This is a genomic window from Streptomyces sp. NPDC059895 (assembly GCF_042731035.1).
In the GTDB taxonomy this organism is placed as follows: domain Bacteria; phylum Actinomycetota; class Actinomycetes; order Streptomycetales; family Streptomycetaceae; genus Streptomyces.
This window is the reverse complement of the sequence record NZ_JBHWKO010000048.1, coordinates 18590-35197: the sequence shown is the minus strand read 5'-3', so window position 1 is coordinate 35197 and position 16608 is coordinate 18590. Positions and strand designations below refer to the sequence as shown.

Below are 16608 nucleotides of genomic sequence, written 5' to 3'. Positions count from 1 at the left end.
AAGGAGGTACCGCCATGGGAGTCTGCGACTTTCCGCTGATGGACAAGGTCTGCGGCGCCGTCGACTTCGCCACCAACCCCGCCGGGACCGTCACCGACGGCATCGGGGCCTGGATCGCGAAGTCAGCGGGCGAGCTGGCCGCCAGCGCGGCCGATCTCGCCGCCAGGGCCGTCAACGAGACCACCGCCATCGATCTCAACGCCGGTTGGTTCCGGGACAACTACGAGCTGCTGTTGCCCATCGGTCTCGCCCTGACCGTCGGCACGTTCTGCATCCAGTTGATGCTCGCGGCCTGGCGACGGGACGAACGCGCACTCGCCCAAGCCGCGATCGGCACAATGACCGGCGTCCTCTTCTCCTTCTGCGCCGTAGCCTTCACCTCCGTCGCCATCACGGTGGTCGACGCCCTGTCCGACGGCCTGTTCCAAGCGGCCAACACCTCGGTGGACGACGCGATCCGCCGCGTCATCAAGGTCAACCAGTTGGGGCCGATGTACGCCCTCGGCTGGACCATCCCATCCCTGGTCGCCTTCGGCTGCGCGATCGGCGCGTTCATGTACTGGGGCGTGATGGTCGCCCGCAAGGTCGGCGTCCTGATCATGGTCGCCCTCGCCGTCTTCGCCGGATCCGGTGGTGGCTGGGAGGTCGCCAAGCGCTGGCGGCGGGGGTGGATCGAGGCCACCGCCACCCTGGTCGTGTCAAAACTGCTGATGACAGTGGTCTTCCTGATCGGCGTCTCGGCCATGGGCAAGTCCGACGCCACGGACGGAATGGCCGCCCTCTCCGACGCGATGGCCGGCATCGTCGTGATGGTCCTGGTCCTGCTCTGCCCCTACGCGACCTACAAGTTCGTCCACTGGGCGAGTGACGGCGGCGGACACGACGACCTGCACCGTACCGGCGTCGCCGGCATGGCGGTCGCCGCAGGCGCGGCGAAGACCGCGGGCAGCCTCGCGATGCAGGCCGGCACCGGCACTCCCGCTCCGCAGGGGCCGAGCAAGGTCCCCGGCGCGGGCAGCGACGGTGTCGCCTCCGGCATCAACCCCACCGGCGGAAACCTGAGCAAGGAGGGCATCGACGCCGGACCTCCGAAGCCGCAGACCCGCTTCCGGTACGGCGAGGACCCGAACGCCTCCGGCGACAAGGGCCGCGCCCTGATCCAGCGCCCCGGCATCCCCGCGCTGATCACACGACCTGCCAACAGCGAAGCAGGAGGCTCCGAGGGCCCTCCCTCCGCCCCTCAGCCCGCTGGCGCGTCGATTCCGGGCGGCAGCTTGACCCGCGTAGGTGCCGCTCCGCCCGGCGGTCCCGCCGCACCACCGCCGCCCTCCACCGGCCCGTCGGCGACCGGCTCCCCGACTCCGACGAACTGGGTCTACCCCGACCAGCCGCCGTCCGGGTCCTGACCCACCACCACCGGGGGCGGGCTGCGTCCTTCCAGCCCGCCCCTCCCTCGACCACCCGAAACGGAGTCCTGCCATGTCCTCCAGAAGAGCGCGCCTGGCCTTCCGCCCCTTCCCGCCCGCTCCCACTGTCTGGAACCGCCATGTCTGACAACCGCCAGGCCGAAGCCACCACGGCCACTGTGAAGTTCCCGCACCGCAGCAGGCGCGGCATCCTGCTCGGCCTCACCGCCCCGCAACTGATCGTCGTGAGCCTCACCGGCCTGCTCCTGCTCGCCGTGATCCTCGCCCGTGGCGTGGTCGGTGCTCTCGAACTCATCCCGCTGTGGGCCGGCATCGCCCTGCTCGTCTTCGTTCGCTACCGAGGCCGGGCCCTGGCCGACTGGGCGCCGATCGTCACCCGGTACGCGCTCCGCCGGATGCGGGGCCAGCTGATCTGGCTGTGTTGGCCCTCCCGCCGCCCGGTCCGCGAAGGACTCCTCCACCTGCCCGGTACCGCCGCCAGCCTGCGCGTGGTCACCGCGCCCGACCGTCGGTACGGCGCGGTCCACAACCCCCACACCGGCACGCTGACCGCCGTCGTCAAGGTGTCCTCCCGCGCCTACGCGCTGCTCGACCCGGGCACCCAGAACGCCAACGTCAACGGCTGGGGCCGTGCCCTCGCCGCACTGGCCCGCACCGGCCAGGTCGCCCGGATCCAGGTGATCGAGCGCACCGTGCCGGACTCCGGCGACGCCCTCCGCCGGTACTGGGAGGAGCACGGCCGACCCGACGCCCCGGTGGCCGGCCAGGTCTACAGCGAGCTGATCCAGAGCGCCGGCCCGGCCGCTGCTCCGCACGAGGCGTACGTCGCCATCTCGCTGGACGCCAAGGCCGCGCGACGCCTGATCAACCAGGCCGGTGGTGGTCTGACCGGGTCCTTCAGCGTCCTGGCGCAGTTGACCTCGACCTTCGACCAAGCCGCGCGCACCGCCGGGCTCAACCCCACCGGCTGGCTCACCGCCCGCGAGATCGCGGCAGTCGTACGAACGGCGTACGACCCCAAGGCCCTTTCCGCACTGGACCGTTGGTCCTCCTCCGGGCGCCCCGAGGCCGACGCAGCCGCTGCCGGCCCGGTCGTGGTCGTCGAGAAGTCGGACCACATCGCGACCGACTCCGCCGTCCACTGCACGTACTGGGTGGAGAACTGGCCCCGCACCGAGACGTCGGCGGGCTTCCTGCACCAGCTGCTGTTCACCGCCGGGGTGCGGCGGACCCTGTCGCTGTCGTACGAGCCGAAGGGGCTGGACGCCGCACTGCGCGATGTCCAGCGCAGGAAGGCCAGTGTGATCGCGGACGCCGCCGAGCGGGCGCGGCGTGGTCAGGTCGACTCCGAAGCGGACTCCATCGAGTACCAGGACATCAAGGCCCGGGAGCGTCAGCTCATCGCCGGCCACGCGGATGTCGCCCTGACAGGCCTGCTGACCGTCTCGGCCGACTCCGAGGAGGAGCTTCGTTCGGCCTGCGCGGTCGTGGAGACCGCGGCGGTCGGCGCCCAGCTCGACCTCAGGCCGCTCACCTGGCAGCAGGCCGAGGCGTTCACCGCCGCCGCCGTGCCGCTCGCCCTCGCCGTCTGATGCCGGCCCTCCTCCCTTCCGAAAGAGCACCGCCATGTCCCGCACCGCCAGCCCGACCGCGCAGGACTTCGTGCCCTTCGCCACCGCCGCGCTCGACTTCCACCGCGCGCTCAACGTGCCAGGCGGTCCTCTCGTCACCACCCGCGCCGAACTGGACGCCCTGCACGCCCACCTCGTCTCACTGCACGGCCTGCTCGACGCCCACGCCGCCCGAACGGGCCGGCTCACGCCGATCGAGGGCGACCAGCTCAGCGCCGCCCGCACCCGGGTCTGGCAGGCCGCCGACCACGTCCACGCCGCCTACCACGCGGCCCCCCGGCCCGGCTCCGGCGAGGTCCCCGACCGCGAGGCGTGCCAGGCCGGCCTGCCGGAAGGCGCACCGGAGCTGACCATCTGCCAGCGCCACCAGCGCACCGCGCACCTGGTCCGACGCCGTACCACCCCGGCCGACCTCCACGCTCCGTTCACCGGCCTCGTCCGCCACTGACATCCCTGCCTTCCGTCTGGAGAATCGTTCATGCCCCGTACCCGCGCCAGCGCCTCCCCCTTGTTCGTCCCCCGCAAGGCGTCGCGGGCCCAGCAGCGCGCCGCCCGCGCCGGTTTCGCCGAGGCCCGGCGCCAGGCCCGCCTCGCCGGAGCCCCGCCCAAGCGCCGCGACGAGGAGACCCTCGACCCGGAGCTGCGGCCGACCTATCCGCCGTCCGGACGCCCCGGCCCGGCCTCGGCACGCGGCGGCAAGCTCCGTCTGCCCGCCCACCGGATGACCACCGCCACGGTGTCCGGGGCCTATCCCTTCCTCGCCGAGGGCGGACTGGGCGCGGAGGGCATCTTCATCGGCCGCGACGTCCACGCGGAGGCCGCGTTCTGCTACGACCCGTTCTCGCTGTACAGCAGCGGCCGGGTCGAGGGCTTCACCAACCCCAACGCGGTCCTGGCCGGGATCATCGGCATGGGCAAGTCCGCGCTGGCCAAGTCCATCGCCACCCGGGCGATCGCACACGGTTACCGGGTCTACGTGCCCTGCGACCCCAAGGGCGAGTGGACGGCCGTCGCGCGGGCTCTCGGCGGCTACAGCATCGCGCTGGGGCCGGGGCTCCCGGGCAGGCTGAACCCCCTGGATGCCCCGGCCCGGCCCGCCTCGGTGAGCGAGGACGACTGGTCGACCGAGGTCCGCAAGCGCCGTCTCCTGCTCCTGGCCGGCCTCGCGCGCACCGTACTGAAGCGCGATCTCCAGCCGATGGAACACACGGCCCTCGATCTCGCGCTGGACCTGGTCGTTACCGAAGCCGAGGCACGCGGCACCGTGCCCCTGCTCGGCGAGATCGCGCACACCCTCGGCTCACCCGAGCACCTCGACCGGGCTCTCGGCGACCAGGCCGGGCGCATGGGGGCCGCAGCGCAGGACCTCGCGCATGCCCTGCGCCGTCTGGTCCACGGCGACTTGAGCGGCATGTTCGACGCGCCCTCGACCGTGGCCTTCGACCCGACCACCCCGATGCTGTCCATCGACCTCTCCCGCCTGGGCGGCTCGGGCGACGACACCGCGCTGGTCCTCGCGATGACCTGCGCGAGCGCCTGGATGGAGTCCGCGCTCGCCGACCCGGACGGCGGCCGACGCTGGGTGATCTACGACGAGGCCTGGCGCGTGATGAGGCATGTCGGCCTCCTAGAGCGCATGCAGAGCCAGTGGAAGCTCAGCCGAGGGCTCGGCATCGCCAACCTGATGGTCATCCACCGCCTCAGCGATCTGCTGAGCGCGGGCGACGCCGGCTCACGCGGCCGGGTGCTGGCCGAGGGCCTCCTCGCCGACTGTTCCACCCGCATCATCTACCGCCAGGAGCCCGACCAGCTCGCCGCAGCCGCGTCGCTGCTCGGCCTGACCGGTATCGAAACCCAGGCCGTGTCCGCCCTGACCAAGGGCCGGGGCCTGTGGAAAGTCGCAGGTCGGAGCTTCATCACGCAGCACATCCTGCATCCGGCCGAGCGCGAACTATTCGACACGGACGCCCGGATGCATGCAGACCCCCGCGAGTTCACCGCAACTGACGGGTCCTCAGTTCCTGGACTGATCAGGGAGGCGCGACAGTGAGGTCTCGGGTTCCCGGTCCGGGCTCGCCCCCGGTCTCCGGCTCGATGCGGTCGAGGACGCCGCCCCGCTCCAGCAACACCCGACGACCGGCCCGGCCACGAGTCCGAGCAGCGGCTCACCGGCAACTGACGGGAACGACCGCCTCGCCGCGGCCCGGACCGAGGAGTTCACCGACCTGTTCCGCGAGGCCGTCACGGAGGACTTCGGCGCGGTGGCCCGCCTGCACCAGATGCTCGAGACCGCCTCCGAGTGGTATTGCGCCCACGCGGTCCGTCATATCTCCGCATATCTACGCGAGCGTCCAACGACGTCGGCGAACGTGATGTAGCCCCCCATGATGTTGGCAAGGCCGTCGCCGATGCGCACCGACGGTCGGCTACCTGCTGTCGGAGGCTTGTTCTTGCCCCAGGCAGGGCTGGTGTTGCCCAGGGTGGGGGTTGCTCCCACCGTGTCGGTAGTCGGGCCCATCGTCAGTGGTCGTACATGGTGTCGCCGTCGTATTCGCGGGTGCCCCGAATGGCGTCCGGATCGTCTTCCTCGCCAGTCCGCCACACGCAGACGCGCACCCCAACGCGGGCGAGGGCGACGTCGAGGCGGTCGCCGAGGATCTGGTGGGCGACGCTGTCGGCCGGCTCGGTGGTGTCGAGAGTGCCGGATTCGACCGCTTCCCATGAGTCGTCGCCGGTGGCGCGATACAGGGTCCACGCCGCTGCCCATGGGTTGCAGCGTACGACCCGGTGCACGTAGGAAGCGGTCATGCCAAGCTCTGCGGCGATGTCAGCGGCGGATCCCCCGTCGATGCGGGCTTCAACGATCATGCCCGGCAGGGCGGGCTCGATGGCCTTCGCGGTGCGACGGATGAGCCCCGCCTCGGTGAGGGAAAGCGACGGCCCGATCCGCTCGGCGAGGGCAGCGCGAGCCTTGGCCGTGGTCGATCGGGCGTACTCCTCGACGAGGCGTGTGAGACCGGACGATTCGGCGGCCTCGTGCTGGCGCTCCTCGGCCTCACACTCCTGCTCGAACTGATCGAAAACGGCGAGCAGTCGTGTGCGCAACCTTCCTGCGGGCGTCTCGTCGAGCTGCTCGTTACTCATGGTTCCTGCTCCTGGTGGCGCGGTCAGGCCCGGCCTCAGGCGAGGCTGGGCGGGGCGGTCAGGCGACGAACAAGGCGCACTGCTCGTGCGGGCGCGGCACGCCGTCGAGGGCGCGCTGTTCGGCGCGGCGCGTTTCGCGCGGGCGAGGCGGTCACCAGCATGCCGGCCGGCTCGACGACCTCGCTCCGCCATGCGGCGGCCACGGCCTCGGCCTCGGAGCGGTCGCGCGCCTCGGCCCGTACGCACCGCTTGCGCAGGTGCCACCCGCGCACGACGGCGAGGATGCCGTTGGGCCCGCCCGCGCAGGGCGCCCCCGCGCGGTCGGTCAGGCGCGGGCGTCGAGGCTGTGCGCGCGGGCGTCGAGGGCGGCCGTCTCGACGAACCGCCACTCGCCGTCGAGGTCGTCGAACCCGCCACCCTCGGCCCTCGCGATGGACACCTTGATGGGGCGGTCCGGGGAGATACGGGCGCGCACCTCCCCGTTCTCGAACAGGACGGCATACCCATCGGTCGACCAGGTGCAGACCCACCCGTCGGCGGTCAGGGGCGGGCGCTCCTCGGCCCCACGCTCCTCGCGCGGCTCCGTGATCGAGTTGAAGTGGCGCGGCATGAACTTGATCAGGCGGGTGGGCCGCAGCTTCTCGACGGCGAGGACGAACGCGTTGTCGCGAGTCGAGATGCCCGCGAGCAGATAGTCGCGGCTTGGCAGGGGCGAGCCCTCGGTGGGGACCTTGGCAACGGCCCAGTACCCGTCAACGGTCTTGTCCGCAGTGTTGAACACGACGTACTCGGCGCCGTCGAACTGGAACGTGGATCGGCCTTGGTCGTCGGCGTCGGCGAGCTGAGGCTCGGCAGCAGCCTCGCGGCGGTGTTCGCCGTCGCACTTCTCTCCGCGCTTGGCGCAGTCGCACGGGCAACCGCAGTCCTCGACGGCCTGTACGAAGAAGGTGAACGCGTCGATGTGGTGCTCGCCGACGATCTCGGCGCCGTCGAGGCGGTCGAGGAACGCGTCGAACGGGCTCGGGTCCTCGACGTCCTCGGCGACGGCCTCGACGTCGGCGCGCAGCCACTCGCGGGCCTCATCGACGGTGCCGACGCACTCGACGCGATACTCGACGTCGAGGCCGATCTCGCGGCTTCCGGCGTGGTAGCGCGTCCGCTTTGTGCTGGTCACAGGGGCGCTCCATTGGTCTGGCCGGGCGAAGTCCGGCGGCATGGCTCCCACACTAGACGGAATGAACTCAGTACACAAATAGTGCTGTACTGAGTTCATCGCTCGTGTGGGGTGTGGTTTCGGCCCGCTTGAGGGCGGGCTGGCGACCATGTCGGCCCCCGCCACTCGCCACGGCGGCGGCCGTCCTCGCCGGGCCGCAGTGCGTCGTCGTGCGCACGTCCAGGCGCGGTGGCGGGTGTCCGACGCGTCATACCCGCTGGCCAGCGGCCTTGGCGTGGGGAACTTCCCCTGGCCAGCAGAGCGACTCTCCTGCTCCCGTCTCCCCGTCCACCGCGCGTTCGCGGTGAGGCACCCCCATACAGAAACGAGGAAGACCCATGCCAACCTCCCCCGGATCCCCGGCCAACCCCGACCGCCAGCCGCAAGCTGCTAGCGAGCAGACGGTATGGCAGGAACGTGTCCATGCCCTGGCCTCCGCCGCCGACGGCATCAGGCAGGCGTCGGACCAGTGGGACGCGGTCTCCGACTCGTACTGCGACGAGGACGGCTGGCCCGTCGACGAGACCGGCTACGCCGACGGCAAGGTGGCCCGGGACGCCGCCGCCTGGGAGCACGTCGAGACCTTCCTGGCCCACGGCCCCGAAGTGCTCGCCGGTGTCCGGGCCGCCGCGGAACCAGCCGACTACGTGGACGGCCCGATCAGCGCCGACTTGCTGCGCCTGCGGGGGATCGACTCCGTACTGGAGCGAGCGGGCGAGATCCGCCGCGAGTGGGATCAGGTCATCGCGCTCATGGAGGGGTCGATGCCCGGGTCGCGGGAGCTCTACGAGGAGCGAGCCCGCGAGATCCGCAACTCCGAAGGCTGGCACTACGCCGACGAACTCAGCTACAGCGGAGCGGCGTTGGCCAGGGCTGCCGATCACCTGACCGACCGGATCGGCGATGGCCAGTCCGCGCACACCGCGCGTGTCCAGGCAGCCCTGACCCGATCCGCCTCCGGCCAACGCGGCACCTCTCCCACCTCGCCGCCCGCCGCAGCGGCGTCAGACCCCCCTGCCGCGCGCCGCTCGCGCTGACGCCTCTAGCACCGATTTCCGGCGAGGCCAAACCCCCATAGCGCCGCATCCTCGACGAACGCCACTACCCCTACAAGTCCCCGCCCGGCTGCGGCTTCCCGCCGCCGTCGACCGCTGGGGACGGCCGGCCACGGAGAAGCCCACATGCGCCCCGATCAGACCCTGGTCACCCTCCAGCGGGAGGGCACACGCATCACGGCGCGCACCAGCAAACCCTTCATCCAGGGAGCCACCGCTGGCACGTCGGAGCATGACCACCCGTACAGCCACCTGACTACGCCGCTTCGGCAACGCGGACTGTCCTGCACCGTCGAGTACGGCCTCAGCGACTACATCGTCCACGTCGAACTTCCCGACGGCAGCGCCCTGATCATCTCTCCGCCCCAGGAACCGCCCACCGACCACCCACCCGGGTATCCGGGGAGCTGGTTGGTGACTCGCGGGCATCCCGACGATTCCACGCTCCATGAAGTGATCTACGACTCGGAGCCCGACGGTCCCCACGCCCGACATGGCGGCAGCATCCCCCGCCTGCTCGACGCCATCGACACTCGCCTGGACCAGCTCGGCCTGCCGCCCCGACCGGAACCGCGGCGACCTGCCCACGAGAGCGGCGCCGACGCGGTGCTCCACCGTGCGGGCTTCGTCCCCGTCGTGCTGTTCCGCGAGCGCTTCCACCGGCTGCCCTCCGCCATGACCGACGTGGTCGAGCAGCGGCAGATGGTGACCCGGGCCGTCGACATGCTTCAGGCTGAGGGCTTCGACGTCTCGTGCGATCCCGGCCTGCTCGACCCCAGCCTGCCGTCTCCTGGCCATCAGGGGCTCAGCCTCGGCGACCGGCTCGGCCAACTGACCCAGTCCATCCAGTCGGCAGCGCACACGGGTGAAGTCATCGCCGCGCTGAGCGAGCTGACCGCTCCCGGTGACGGCGTTCTTCAACGCGTCGTGGAGTCCCTCAACACGACGGCCGACTGGTGGGAGGGCCTGGGCGAACCCGCCGATCCCCACTACGCGAACCGGCTGCGTTACATAGCCCAGAAGCTCGACTCCTACGCGTTGGACATTCGGTCCATGCGCGGCGTGCTGGCCGACCGGCACACCGACCACCCCGGCAGGCTCCAGGCCCGGGCGGACCAGGTCGCCCCGAAGGAACCGGCGGCGTCCCGGGTCGCCGCCGCTCTCGCGGTCTCGCCGACCGCACGGCGCACGGCCCCAGCCGCGCTGCCGTCAGCTTCAGCCGCACCTCCCTCCCGGCCTCCCGCCCGGCCCTCGTCCGCGCCCGGTCGCTGACCGCTGCCCAGCTTGGAGCCCGCCATGTCCCGCACCAGCAGAACCGTCCCCGCCCTCGACCGCCCCGCACCCCCTGCGCCCATCGGATGGATCCGCCATGCCCACCCCCGAGTACGACCCGCTTCCCGACATCGCGGTCGGCCGCCACCCCGACTTCGGCATCGTCGCCGCCAACCCCAAGCAACTGGCGGCAAGCACCTGGATGTTGAAGGGATTCGACTTCCACCCTGTCCCCGACCACCCCAACCTGTACGCGCTGGCCAACCAGCAGCGTGACGGTCAGGGCCGCACCACCCGGGCCATCGCGCTACTACGCAAAGCCGGCTACCGGGTCGACGTGGACGCCGCGTTCGACCCCTCGCCGACCTCCGGACCAGCGCCCGCCCCCGACCGGCCCCCGCGCGTCGAGCCGGACGTCGCGTTCGCCGAACACCCGCAGCTCGGCGTGGTCGCCGCCACCGCCGACAGTTCCTCCGCTCTCGGCGGCCCGCTCATCCTGGAAGAGCACGGCTGGCGGCACAACCTGGGCCTGGACATCTACACGCTGCCTATCACCACGCACCGCAGCGAGGCGCTCGACAAGGTCGCCACTGCCACGCTGGCGATGCAACGGGCCGACCTCCAGGTGGCCGTGCAGCCCCTCCTCGCCCAGGACATTGCCGCGCGCCACTCACCCGCGCCCACGATGGCAGCGCGCCACCAGCGCGATCAGGGCTTCACCACTCAGAAGCTCCCCATGAACGCCGCCGCACTCGCCTCCAGTCCCGCCCGCGCTGGCCTGCCCGGTAAGGCGCCGGTGGCCGTGCCCGCCGCCTCCGGCCCGGCGGCCCGCCCGGTGGACCCACGCATCGCGTTCTCCCGTAACCGCTGACCCAACTCCCGTAAGGAGCAGTTCCCGTGGCCGTGAAAACTCTTTGGCAGATCACCCATTCCTGTGGGCACCAGGCTGAGCGAGACCTGTCCGACCGGGCGGCCGACCGTCGCGCCGGATTCGCCGAGTGGCTCGCCAAGCAGGAGTGCACCGATTGCTGGCGGGCCGCGAGGGAGGACGACGAGCAGGACAAGGCCGCCTGGCTGAAGGCCAAGCGCGCCGAAGAGCAGGCCGCGTCCGAAGCCTGGTCGGAACAGTACCGAATGCCGCCCCTCGAAGGCCGCGAGCGCGCCGTCGCCTGGGGCGTGCGCTGCCGCCACCAGGTCCTGGCCGCCGCGTACACCGCTCTGGTCCTCGAAGGCGAGACCAGCGAGGCGGAGTGGGAGGAGATCGAGGAGGCGGCTCGCACGATCACCCGCGCTGGCTGGTGGATTGATCAACGCTCCTCCGAGCCCGGCGACCTGACCGAGCTGCTCGAAGCGGCCACCGGCGCCGACCGGCCCACCGAAAACCCCCACTTCTGACGCCCGGTGCCCCGCTTCGGCGGGGCACCGATCGCTCCGCCTGCGCGGACTCCGCCTACGACCAGGGCCTCGACGAGCCGCAGTGAATCAGGCGTCTACCACCCATCTCCGGCCGGGCCAAATCGCGGATTCCGCGGATCCTCTCTCCCCGACGGCCCGACCACCCGGGCTCCCGTTCACCACTCCCCTTCGAGGTAGACGCCGTGATCGCCCACCTGCAGCGTGCCAGCCATACCGCCGACCTCCTGGAGTACCTGTACGGGCCAGGCGAGCGCGGCAACCACACCAACCCCCGCCTGATCGCGGGGGACGGCCACGGTGCCCCGATCAAGATGCTCACCCAGACCGACGCGCCGGCGTACCTGGCCCACGCCCTCGACGCACCCGTCGAGCGCCTCGGGGTCCGAGCTCCCGAGCGGCCGGTGTGGGTCTGCTCGGTCCGCTCCGATCCGCGGCACCCCGACCCGACCGACTCGCAGTGGGCCGAGGTGGCCCGCCGGATCGTGGCGGCCACCGGCATCGCCCCGGAGGGGGATCCGGACGCCTGCCGATGGATCGCCGTGCGCAACCAGGCACGGCAGGTGCACGTCGTGGCCACCCTCGCCCGCGAGGACGGCAGCCTCCACAACACCTACCGCGACGCCTTCCGCCTCCAGACCGAGTGCCACCGCATCGCCACCGAACTCGGCCACCCGCCCCCGGCCCCGCGCCCGACGCCCCGCGCCCAGGAGGCCCACGTGCCCGCCCCCTACATCACCATCAGCGCAGAGCCCAGCGGCAGCGTCTCGGCGAAGGGCGCCAGCGACGACCTGTCCGCCACGCTCCTCAAGCACGCCGGTTTCCAGCAGATCGAGGACTGGTACGGCCGCCGCCACCGCCTGGCGACCACCACCCCGCAGGCTGAGCGCGTCGCCATCGCCTCCCACGCAGCCGAGATGCTCCGCGCCGCCCGGTACAGCGTCGATCTTCACCCCGACCTCGACACGAGCCGGTTGACCAGCCCGGCCAACCCTCTCGGGCTCTACACCGCCGGAGCCGAAGTCCTGCGGCTGACCAACCAGATCAGGGCCGCCGAGAACGGTGCCGGCCTTGCCCAGGCGGTCGATCACCTCCTTCATCCCGAGCACGGCGTCCTGGAACGCCTCCGGGAAGCCCTGGAGACGGCAGGCGAACAGATCACCGACCTCGACGACGAGGCGTACGCGCTCGCCGACCGGTTCGGCTTCGCCGCAGAGTTCGTCAGCGCGGCGCAATCAGAACTCGTCGGAGCGGGACGCGAACTGCACCGTGTCAACGACTCGCGGCAGGACCACGCCGGGGCGCAGACGCAGTCCCCAGCCCCACCCGACGCACGAAGCGCGGCTCTCGCCACGTCGCCCGCGGCGGACAGGGCCAAGGCGTCTTCGGCGCTCGGAACTCCGTCTCCGGAGGGCGATACCGCCGTAGGTGCGCCGCAGGTCTCCAGCCCTCGGACCCGTTGATCCCGATCCTCTCCCCTCGTACCCCCCTTCGGCAGTCTGACGCGCACCTACCTCATGCGGACAGCCATCGACGCTCTGGCCAGCGCGTCCGCCGTCAGACCGGCCAAGGTCCGAGGGGTCTGTCCAACCCACCCGGCACCGACCCACGCACCGCGTCCAAGGAGGAACAGTGCCCGAGTTCTACCCGAGCATCGGCGATGCCGTAGGCGCCGCGATGCAGCACAACATCCGGCTTGCCTACGGCCACAAGGCGTCCGGCCCCGACGCGTCCCTGCAGGCCCGACACCTGTCCCACCCGTCTGCCGACCCGTACTCCGTCCCGGGGATGATCTCCCGGCTTACCGAGACGGCAACGCCCCATGAGGTCGCCGGAATCATCGAGGAGGTCAACGAAGCGATGGTCGGGGCTCTCCCGCAGCTGACCGAACTCGTGGCCGCAGCGGCCGACTGGACCCGAGCCCGTCTGACCTTCGAGAACCCGCACCACAACCCGACCTTCGAGACGTGGACACGGCTGGCCGCCGCCACCCGCATGCTGCGGGACGTCCAGGAGGAGCTGGCAGTCGCCGGGGACATGATCGGCGCGTGCCCTGTGCAACTCAGCGACCCCAAGTACCGCGACGAGGTGCCCGCCCTGCGGACCAGGGAGCCGCTCAGCGATGTCCTCGGCAACGACGCGGTCGCGGACAACGAGCCGCCCGCCATCCAGAACCCGGAAGCGGACCGATGCCGAGCCGCCCGCGCCTCCTCCCCGCACGCCGGCACCCAGCGGACCGCGCCCTCCGTCGACGCGACTTCCGAACCACCCACCAGCGCCTCACCGCCCCAGTCGCCGCGCACGCGATGACCTCGGCCTGACTTCGACCGCCGCCCCCTTCCCGGAGCAGGAGCTACCCCGATGACCAGCAGAAGAGCGCCGCGCGCCCCGCCTCGCCTTGTCCGCTCTCCCTCCTTGGACCCGCCATGCCCGCACCGCGTACCAGCGCGCCCTCGACCACCACCGGCTCCGACGCGCTTCTCTACCTCCTGTTCGGCGTCCTCGGCGCCGCCATCGCCTTCGGCTCCCTCGCCTGGCTGACCGGCAACCTCACCAACTCTCTCGTCGGCACCGGCCCCTGGGCGCCGTTCGAGGCCACCAACGCGCTCTTGCACCCCGACGCGCTGTGGCCGCACCTGGGCCCCACCGCTCTGCTGATCGGCGCGCGGCTCGTTCCCGGGCTGCTCTCCGTCTGCCTCACCGTCACCGGCCTGGTTGTGTGGCTGCGGCTGCGCGGCGGTGCGAAGAACGGCCTCGCCCGCAGGCGGGATCTCGCCCCTCTGATGAACAAGGAGATCGCCGCCAAGGCGAAGAGCCTGCGGCCGAGTCTGTCCGGCCTCAAGCCGAAGGAGGTCTCTCCGGCGGACCGCGGGATCCTCGTCGGCACGCACTCCCCGGGCCGGGGCGAGGTCCGCGCCTCCTGGGAGGACGTGATCGTCGCGATCATGGCCCCGCGCTCCGGCAAGACGTCCGGGCTGGCGATCCCCGCGATCCTCGCCGCTCCCGGCCCGGTACTGCTGACCTCGAACAAGGCGGCGAACGACGCCTTCACCGCGACGGTGGACGCCCGTGCCGAGGTCGGCACGATCTGGACGCTCGACCCGCAGCAGATCGCCCACCACCCGCGCGAGATGTGGTGGGACATCCTGGCCGACGCCCGTGACCTGGCTGGGGCGAAACGTTTGGCCGGGCACTTCGTCGCCGCAAGTGTCGACGAGTCCAGCGGTGCCGACTTCTGGTCCACCGCCGCGAGCAACACGCTGGGCGCGTTGTTCCTGGCCGCCGCGAGCCATCGGCGCCCGATCACCGATGTCCTGGCCTGGCTCGCCTCCCCCGCTGACCGCACGCCGGTGGACCTGCTCACCGACGCGGGCCACGAGGCGGTCGCCGCCCAGCTCCAGGGCACCGTCAGCGGGGCCACGGAAACGCGGGACGGCATCTATGAGACCGCGCGGCAGTACGCGAGCTGTCTGCTGGACCCGGACATCGCCGCCTGGGTCACACCCGACAAGCGCCTTCCCGAGTTCAAGCCCTCCGCGTTCGCCACCTCCCGCGACACGTTGTACCTACTCAGCAAGGACGGCGGCGGCTCGGCATCGGCGATCATCGCGGCGGCGGCCGACGCGGTGATGCGCGCGGCCGTGGTCGTCGCGGAGCGCTCCGGCGGGCGGCTCGACCCGCCTGCCCTGTGCGTCCTCGACGAGGCCGCCAACGTGTGCAAGATCTCCGATCTCCCCGACCTGTACAGCCACCTGGGCTCGCGGGGAGTGATCCCGATGACGATCCTGCAGTCCTACCGGCAGGGCCAGCGGTGCTGGGGCGAGGCCGGCATGGACGCACTGTGGAGCGCCGCCACGGTCAAGATCGTCGGCTCCGGCATCGACGACATCGACTTCGCCGACAAGCTGAGCCGCGCGATCGGGGAGCACGAGGTACGGACCGTCTCCGTCTCCCACTCCGACAGCGGCAAGTCGACGTCCGTGTCCATGCGCACCGAGCGGATTCTCGCCCCCGACGCGATCCGTGCGCTGCCCAAGGGCAAGGCGCTCCTCCTGGCCACCGGCCTGCGCATCGCGCTGCTCGACCTCAAGCCCTGGTACAAGGAGCCGTCGGCGAAGACCATCGCGCCTGCCTCCGCCGCCGCCACGGCCACCATCACCGACCGCGCACTCGCGAAGGCGAACACCTCCGGCTTCGGGCGTGCGGCATGAGCGGGGTCTGGGACGTCCCCGCCGCCGAACGCGTTGCCGCCCTCCGGCGTGAAGCAGCCCACCACGCCGAGTCCGGGGCGCGGGAACTGTCGGATCTGGAACTCCTCAACCGGGCCTACGAGTCCGTCGTCCGCGACCGGATCGACACCCACGACGCCTACATGCGCCTGCTCACCGATCTACGCCACCACGACGATCGGGTCCGCGCCGGGGCCGTGGCCGGCTTCCGCCCCCAGATCGACCGCATCGCCCGCCACGTCGTCAACGAACATCTCAAGCCCTACTGGCAGTTGGTCCACCGCGTCGAACACCTGCCGGAACGGCTCTCCGCCAGGGACGTCGAATCGCTGCGGTCCCAGGCGGCGTCAGTGCGGCACTGGCTACGCCAGGACGGGCCCGCCGAGGACCGGCTCGACCCCGGCGACGCCCGGGAACACCTCAGCACCCTGCGCACCGTCCTCGCCGCGCTCAAGGGACGCCGGGACGTCTCCACGGACGACGCGCTGCGGCTCATGGACGCGGCTCTCAACGACGGACCGCTGCTCGACCTGTTCGAGGTCGGCACACCCGAACCGCTGCCCGAGCCGGCCCCACCCGTCTTCGCCGGACCCGGCTGGACTGTCCACGCCCACGTGTGGACCTACCAGCCGGCGCCCGACGACGGCTTCGTCACCGCCGTCCGGCTCGGCGACGAATGGCGTATCGACCTGTGGTCCCCCGCCGGCCCCCTCCTCGCCCGCGGCACCGCACCCGAGAACGACGTCGCCGCCCTCGCCGAAGCCCTCGTCGCCCGGGCGCCGGCCTGGACCGCGGACCGCTCCGACTACGCCTGGCGCCGCTTCACCGACACCGCCAACGCCCTCCGGCACACCGACGACACCTCCCCACGAGTCCGAGCCGCCACCACACGCACCACGACACCCCACCGCCCCACACCGCACACCCCACCGCCCACCACGTCGCCCCTCCCGGCGTCCGCGCAGACGGCTCTCGACCGCGGCCGTCGCCGCTGACGGAGGGCACGCCGCTGCTCGGCCAGGCGAATCCGCACCCCAGTCGCCGGCCTCTGGACCAGGCACCGATCGACCGGAGCACCGCCCACACGAGTGGTCCGGACGTCAGGCGACATCTCCGACGCGCTCACGGACGCCGAACCGGAGAACGGCCATCCGGACGCCTTCCCGCCTGGTCCTGCCGCTCCGGCACCCCCGTCCGGGCCGACATCGACCTCACGGCCTGCCC

15 protein-coding genes are annotated in these 16608 nt (G+C 71.7%); 12 read left to right on the top strand and 3 right to left on the bottom strand.

Annotated features, from left to right (window positions below):
* Window positions 1–14: 14 nt before the first annotated feature.
* The 4 genes from ACFV9M_RS35030 to ACFV9M_RS35015 all read left to right on the top strand — a co-directional run bounded on the left by ACFV9M_RS35030 (window position 15) and on the right by ACFV9M_RS35015 (window position 5108).
* Complete coding sequence (locus ACFV9M_RS35030; RefSeq protein ID WP_385072293.1) at window positions 15–1406, top strand: ATP-binding protein; 1392 nt, start codon at window positions 15–17, stop codon at window positions 1404–1406.
* A gap of 140 nt (window positions 1407–1546) precedes the next feature.
* A complete protein-coding gene (locus tag ACFV9M_RS35025; RefSeq protein WP_385072290.1) occupies window positions 1547–3019 on the top strand; it encodes an SCO6880 family protein in 1473 nt (490 codons plus the stop codon).
* A gap of 34 nt (window positions 3020–3053) precedes the next feature.
* Complete coding sequence (locus ACFV9M_RS35020) at window positions 3054–3506, top strand: DUF6238 family protein (RefSeq protein WP_099964064.1); 453 nt, start codon at window positions 3054–3056, stop codon at window positions 3504–3506.
* A gap of 30 nt (window positions 3507–3536) precedes the next feature.
* On the top strand, window positions 3537–5108 hold the full coding sequence (locus ACFV9M_RS35015) for an ATP-binding protein (RefSeq protein ID WP_385072287.1): 1572 nt from the start codon (window positions 3537–3539) through the stop codon (window positions 5106–5108).
* A gap of 470 nt (window positions 5109–5578) precedes the next feature.
* On the opposite strand, the gene ACFV9M_RS35010 is transcribed toward ACFV9M_RS35015, so the two are convergent.
* The 3 genes from ACFV9M_RS35010 to ACFV9M_RS35000 are packed head-to-tail and all read right to left on the bottom strand — an operon-like array spanning window position 5579 to window position 7376.
* Window positions 5579–6202, bottom strand: a complete 624-nt coding sequence (locus ACFV9M_RS35010; protein ID WP_133910628.1) for a hypothetical protein — start codon at window positions 6200–6202, stop codon at window positions 5579–5581.
* A gap of 35 nt (window positions 6203–6237) precedes the next feature.
* Window positions 6238–6474 carry a hypothetical protein gene (locus tag ACFV9M_RS35005; RefSeq protein WP_385102632.1) on the bottom strand — a complete coding sequence of 79 codons (237 nt, stop codon included), beginning with the start codon at window positions 6472–6474 and terminating at the stop codon, window positions 6238–6240.
* A 53-nt stretch (window positions 6475–6527) separates the two neighbouring features.
* Window positions 6528–7376 carry a hypothetical protein gene (locus tag ACFV9M_RS35000; RefSeq protein WP_385072284.1) on the bottom strand — a complete coding sequence of 283 codons (849 nt, stop codon included), beginning with the start codon at window positions 7374–7376 and terminating at the stop codon, window positions 6528–6530.
* A gap of 377 nt (window positions 7377–7753) precedes the next feature.
* On the opposite strand from ACFV9M_RS35000, the gene ACFV9M_RS34995 reads away from it, so the two are divergent.
* The 8 genes from ACFV9M_RS34995 (at window position 7754) to ACFV9M_RS34960 (ending at window position 16379) form a co-directional block, all read left to right on the top strand.
* On the top strand, window positions 7754–8452 hold the full coding sequence (locus ACFV9M_RS34995; protein ID WP_385072281.1) for a hypothetical protein: 699 nt from the start codon (window positions 7754–7756) through the stop codon (window positions 8450–8452).
* 144 nt (window positions 8453–8596) lie between these two features.
* Window positions 8597–9742 carry a hypothetical protein gene (locus ACFV9M_RS34990; RefSeq protein WP_385072279.1) on the top strand — a complete coding sequence of 382 codons (1146 nt, stop codon included), beginning with the start codon at window positions 8597–8599 and terminating at the stop codon, window positions 9740–9742.
* A gap of 97 nt (window positions 9743–9839) precedes the next feature.
* Window positions 9840–10613: a hypothetical protein gene (locus ACFV9M_RS34985; protein ID WP_385072277.1), complete on the top strand. Its 774-nt coding sequence runs from the start codon at window positions 9840–9842 to the stop codon at window positions 10611–10613.
* Between the two features lie 26 nt (window positions 10614–10639).
* Window positions 10640–11137: a hypothetical protein gene (locus ACFV9M_RS34980; RefSeq protein ID WP_385072274.1), complete on the top strand. Its 498-nt coding sequence runs from the start codon at window positions 10640–10642 to the stop codon at window positions 11135–11137.
* A 203-nt stretch (window positions 11138–11340) separates the two neighbouring features.
* The gene (locus ACFV9M_RS34975; protein WP_385072271.1) at window positions 11341–12618 is read left to right on the top strand and encodes a hypothetical protein; all 1278 of its coding nucleotides are present in this window, start codon (window positions 11341–11343) and stop codon (window positions 12616–12618) included.
* Window positions 12619–12787: 169 nt separating this feature from the next.
* Window positions 12788–13465: a hypothetical protein gene (locus ACFV9M_RS34970; protein ID WP_385072268.1), complete on the top strand. Its 678-nt coding sequence runs from the start codon at window positions 12788–12790 to the stop codon at window positions 13463–13465.
* 116 nt (window positions 13466–13581) lie between these two features.
* Window positions 13582–15366, top strand: coding sequence for a type IV secretory system conjugative DNA transfer family protein (locus ACFV9M_RS34965; RefSeq protein ID WP_385072265.1), 1785 nt, complete (start codon window positions 13582–13584; stop codon window positions 15364–15366).
* Window positions 15363–16379, top strand: coding sequence for a hypothetical protein (locus tag ACFV9M_RS34960; protein WP_385072262.1), 1017 nt, complete (start codon window positions 15363–15365; stop codon window positions 16377–16379). Before ACFV9M_RS34965 ends, ACFV9M_RS34960 begins: the two co-directional genes overlap by 4 nt.
* The last annotated feature ends 229 nt before the right edge of the window (window positions 16380–16608 follow it).

Excerpts from the sequence above, each read along its gene's own strand:
- ACFV9M_RS35030 (WP_385072293.1), top strand. The coding sequence starts at position 15 with ATGGGAGTCTGCGACTTTCCGCTGATGGACAAGGTCTGCGGCGCCGTC.
- ACFV9M_RS35025 (WP_385072290.1), top strand. The coding sequence starts at position 1,547 with ATGTCTGACAACCGCCAGGCCGAAGCCACCACGGCCACTGTGAAGTTC.
- ACFV9M_RS35020 (WP_099964064.1), top strand. The coding sequence starts at position 3,054 with ATGTCCCGCACCGCCAGCCCGACCGCGCAGGACTTCGTGCCCTTCGCC.
- ACFV9M_RS35015 (WP_385072287.1), top strand. The coding sequence starts at position 3,537 with ATGCCCCGTACCCGCGCCAGCGCCTCCCCCTTGTTCGTCCCCCGCAAG.
- ACFV9M_RS35010 (WP_133910628.1), bottom strand. The coding sequence starts at position 6,202 with ATGAGTAACGAGCAGCTCGACGAGACGCCCGCAGGAAGGTTGCGCACA.
- ACFV9M_RS34995 (WP_385072281.1), top strand. The coding sequence starts at position 7,754 with ATGCCAACCTCCCCCGGATCCCCGGCCAACCCCGACCGCCAGCCGCAA.
- ACFV9M_RS34990 (WP_385072279.1), top strand. The coding sequence starts at position 8,597 with ATGCGCCCCGATCAGACCCTGGTCACCCTCCAGCGGGAGGGCACACGC.
- ACFV9M_RS34985 (WP_385072277.1), top strand. The coding sequence starts at position 9,840 with ATGCCCACCCCCGAGTACGACCCGCTTCCCGACATCGCGGTCGGCCGC.
- ACFV9M_RS34965 (WP_385072265.1), top strand. The coding sequence starts at position 13,582 with ATGCCCGCACCGCGTACCAGCGCGCCCTCGACCACCACCGGCTCCGAC.
- ACFV9M_RS34960 (WP_385072262.1), top strand. The coding sequence starts at position 15,363 with ATGAGCGGGGTCTGGGACGTCCCCGCCGCCGAACGCGTTGCCGCCCTC.